This window comes from Mesorhizobium sp. M0676 (assembly GCF_040320535.1).
Lineage (GTDB): Bacteria > Pseudomonadota > Alphaproteobacteria > Rhizobiales > Rhizobiaceae > Mesorhizobium.
The window spans coordinates 1-3,012 of sequence record NZ_JAMYPU010000070.1; the positions used below are offsets into that span (position 1 = coordinate 1).

2 protein-coding genes and 3 pseudogenes are annotated in these 3,012 nt (G+C 59.8%); 3 read left to right on the plus strand and 2 right to left on the minus strand.

The genetic code is table 11. The features are described 5' to 3' along the window. Window positions 1-35: 35 nt before the first annotated feature. Window positions 36-755 (minus strand): annotated as a pseudogene (locus NKI35_RS31175) (IS6 family transposase). A 279-nt stretch (window positions 756-1,034) separates the two neighbouring features. Here NKI35_RS31175 and NKI35_RS31180 point away from each other — a divergent pair. The 3 genes and pseudogenes from NKI35_RS31180 (at window position 1,035) to NKI35_RS31190 (ending at window position 2,556) form a co-directional block, all read left to right on the plus strand. After that, the gene (locus NKI35_RS31180) at window positions 1,035-1,412 is read left to right on the plus strand and encodes a flagellar export protein FliJ (protein WP_352742639.1); all 378 of its coding nucleotides are present in this window, start codon (window positions 1,035-1,037) and stop codon (window positions 1,410-1,412) included. A gap of 200 nt (window positions 1,413-1,612) precedes the next feature. Continuing rightward, window positions 1,613-1,812: pseudogene (locus NKI35_RS31185) on the plus strand (DUF1403 family protein); the annotation flags it as partial. 49 nt (window positions 1,813-1,861) lie between these two features. Next, window positions 1,862-2,556 (plus strand): annotated as a pseudogene (locus NKI35_RS31190) (IS6 family transposase). Window positions 2,557-2,683: 127 nt separating this feature from the next. Here NKI35_RS31190 and NKI35_RS31195 read toward each other — a convergent pair. Next, window positions 2,684-3,012 (minus strand): KUP/HAK/KT family potassium transporter (locus NKI35_RS31195; RefSeq protein ID WP_502897198.1); only part of this gene is annotated, 329 nt, incomplete at its 5' end.

Consider the following 3,012-nt stretch of genomic DNA (forward strand, 5'->3'; position numbering starts at 1 on the left):
TGAAATTGGCCGGCCGAGGGCTGCTGCTGCTGAATTCATGCGGGCGTTCCAGTCACGGCCTTCGATTCGGCGATGGCTTGCAAGCGATGAACATGTATGGCGAGAGCAGAACGTTTGGGGCGGGGCGGGACGAAGAGGTTGCGGAGGGCTGACAAGGTCGAGACGAAGCGTTGCAGGCCTCCCGGCGATCGGACCCCTGCATCATCCGCTCCCGTTTTCGCGGCGGCACATGGGAATTCTCCGCTCCGTTGTTCAACCCCTTGTGCGACCGGTGCTTGACGTCCGGCATCACCTGTCGCTTTGCCGCTCCATACGAGCGCAGCTGGTCAGTGATCATGCGCTTCGGCGCGAGCCCCTGCTTCTTCAACAGCCGCGTCAGCAAGCGCTTGGCGGCCTTGGTGTTGCGGCGGTTTTGCACGATTTCGTCCAGCATATATCCATCCTGGTCGACGGCGCGCCACAACCAAAGCTTTTTGCCGGGCGATGGTGACGACCACTTCGTTCAGGTACCAGACATCATTCCGGCACGGCGGCTTGCGGCGCAAGCAGCGAGCGCAGTCCAACCCGAACTTGATGCCCCACCGGCGACTTGTCTCATACGAAACCACGATGCCGCGTTCCAGCAGCATTTCCTCAACCAGGCGCAAGCTCAGCGGAAACCGGAAATAAAGCCAGACCGCGTGGGCGATAATAGGCGGCGGAAATCGGGGGGCGTGTAGCTGACGGCGGGCGTATTCATGCCCCCCGGCGTCCATGTCGCAAATCTTGACTATTGCTTTGTGTGTCAAGCCCGCCGCAGGTCTCAACGCGTTCATATGCAGACATTGTGAAAATCGCCCTATTCCGCCTTTTTTTACCGCCCCTTAAGTCCCCCGCTCGCATGCTTGTCGATGCCATTGAACTCATAGCCATCGGCCAAGGATTTTGGAAAATATGTTTCCGCTCGCAGCAGAAAACCTGAGAGTCGCTGTAGGCCTAACGTTAAGGGGAGAGAGCGGTTTGATTGGACGAAATGGGTACCGGAGTACCGAGTCATGAAGCCACGAGGTAATCTGGTCCGACCGAAGCAATTTCAGGTGAATGAGAAGCGGCGACAGTTGCACCAGCTAGACATCATGATTGCCGATTTCGAACGCATGGCGCGAGAACTGGACTTCCAGATAAACGCCGAGGAAACGAAGGCCGGCATCTCCGATGTCAATCATTTCGCTTATCCGACGTTCGCCAAGGCCGCTCGCCTACGTCGTGACAACGTCAAGAATTCGCAATCGGACCTTCTGCGGCAGAGAACCGCAGCCGCGCAATGCCTCGCCGAGCCTGAAGCAGAGCTCTCCAAGGCGCAAATGCTAGAATCGCGCAGCGGCAGAGGCCACGACCTCGAACCCGGCAACCGAAGCGCCATGATCGGCTGAGCCGGACGGCTTCAGCGCGCCTCAATTCGCGACACCGACTGGCCGTTGGCGCGCGAGAGGCGTGCGGGCATTGTAAAGATATCAGCGTCTTGATGAAGCGATAGCTGGCCGGCACGGCTGTCATGCTGCGGCGACATACGCGATTTTATTCCAGATTTGCATAGCGGCGTTACGCAGGTATTGGGGGAAAGTGGAACTGGTTGGCAATCGGAGCATCGGTGGAGACGAACCGCTGCCGGCGGACCGGCGCCTGGCGGCAACGCCTGGCGCTTTCGGCGGCGGCGGTAACGGCAAAGCAGGCTGGCCGCGTCGAGGATGAAGCGGCCCCTGCGCGATGCCGTTCTGCTCACGGCCGGGAGACGGGGTCGGCCCCGCCGGCCGGATGCTGCTCGCTTGGCGCGGCACCGTAAAGTCAACCGACAGCTATGAAGATGTGCGTACATTGGGCCATGTCAGAAGTTGCTCGTGGTCCGCTCTATGGTCGCCACCGCTTTCCCCCGAGATCATTGCGCACGCGGTATGGCTCTACTTTCGCTTTCCGCTCAGCCTGCGCATGGTTGAAGGCATGCTGGCGGCCCGCGGCATCATCGTCACGCATCAGAACGTTCGAAGCTGCGCGGAGAAATTCGGACGGAATTTCGCCCGAGAGATCAAGCGACGGTCAGCCGGCTGCCTGGGCGACAAATGGCATCTCGACGAATGTGTCGTGGCTATCTGTGGCAAGAAGCAGTGGCTCTGGCGTGCCGTCGATCAGGACGGCTTCGTCCTCGAAGTGCTGGTACAAAGCCGCCGAAATGCCAAGGCGGCAAAGCGTCTGATGCGCAAGTTGAAGGCTCAAGGGCGGACACCACGGATCATGATCACCGACAAGCTCCGATCCTATGATGCCGCCATGCGCGACCTCATGCCCGGCGTCGAACACCGGTCGCACACAGGCCTGAATTATCGAGCGGAAAATTCGCACCAGCCGGCCCGACGACGCGAAAGGATCATGAAACGCTTCAAGTCGGCACGCCAGCTTCAGCGGTTCGTTTCCATCCATGATCCGATTGCCGACCTGCTCCACTTTCCCTGCAATGCGCTGTCATCGGCTCAACATCGAGACCTGCGTAACGCCGCCATGCATTGTGTCGCCACAGCGTGACAGCCGTCCCGGCCAGCTATCGCTGCATCAAGCCGCTGAAACTTACAGTGCCGGGCGCGCTGCTACCTGAATTTCCTTACCGCTCAATCAATGTGACAGCACCGATTCTTCTCAACCGCGGCATGCCCTAAATCGTCACTTGCGTTCCGATCTCGACGACGCGTCCGGTCGGGATCTGGAAATATTCGGTCGCATCGGCGGCCGTGCGTGCCAGGCCGATGAACAGCTTGTCCTGCCACACCGGCATGCCCGAATTGGGCGAGGCTTTGAGCGAGCGCCTCGACAGGAAGAAGGATGTCGTCATGATGTCAAACTTCCAGCCTTGCTTGCGGCAGGTCGCCAGGGCGCGCGGAATGTTTGGCTGTTCCATGTAGCCGAAGGTCAGCGTCACCCGCATGAACAACTCGTTGACTGTCTCCATCTTGACCCGCTCGCTGTCGGGCACCAGCGGCTGCG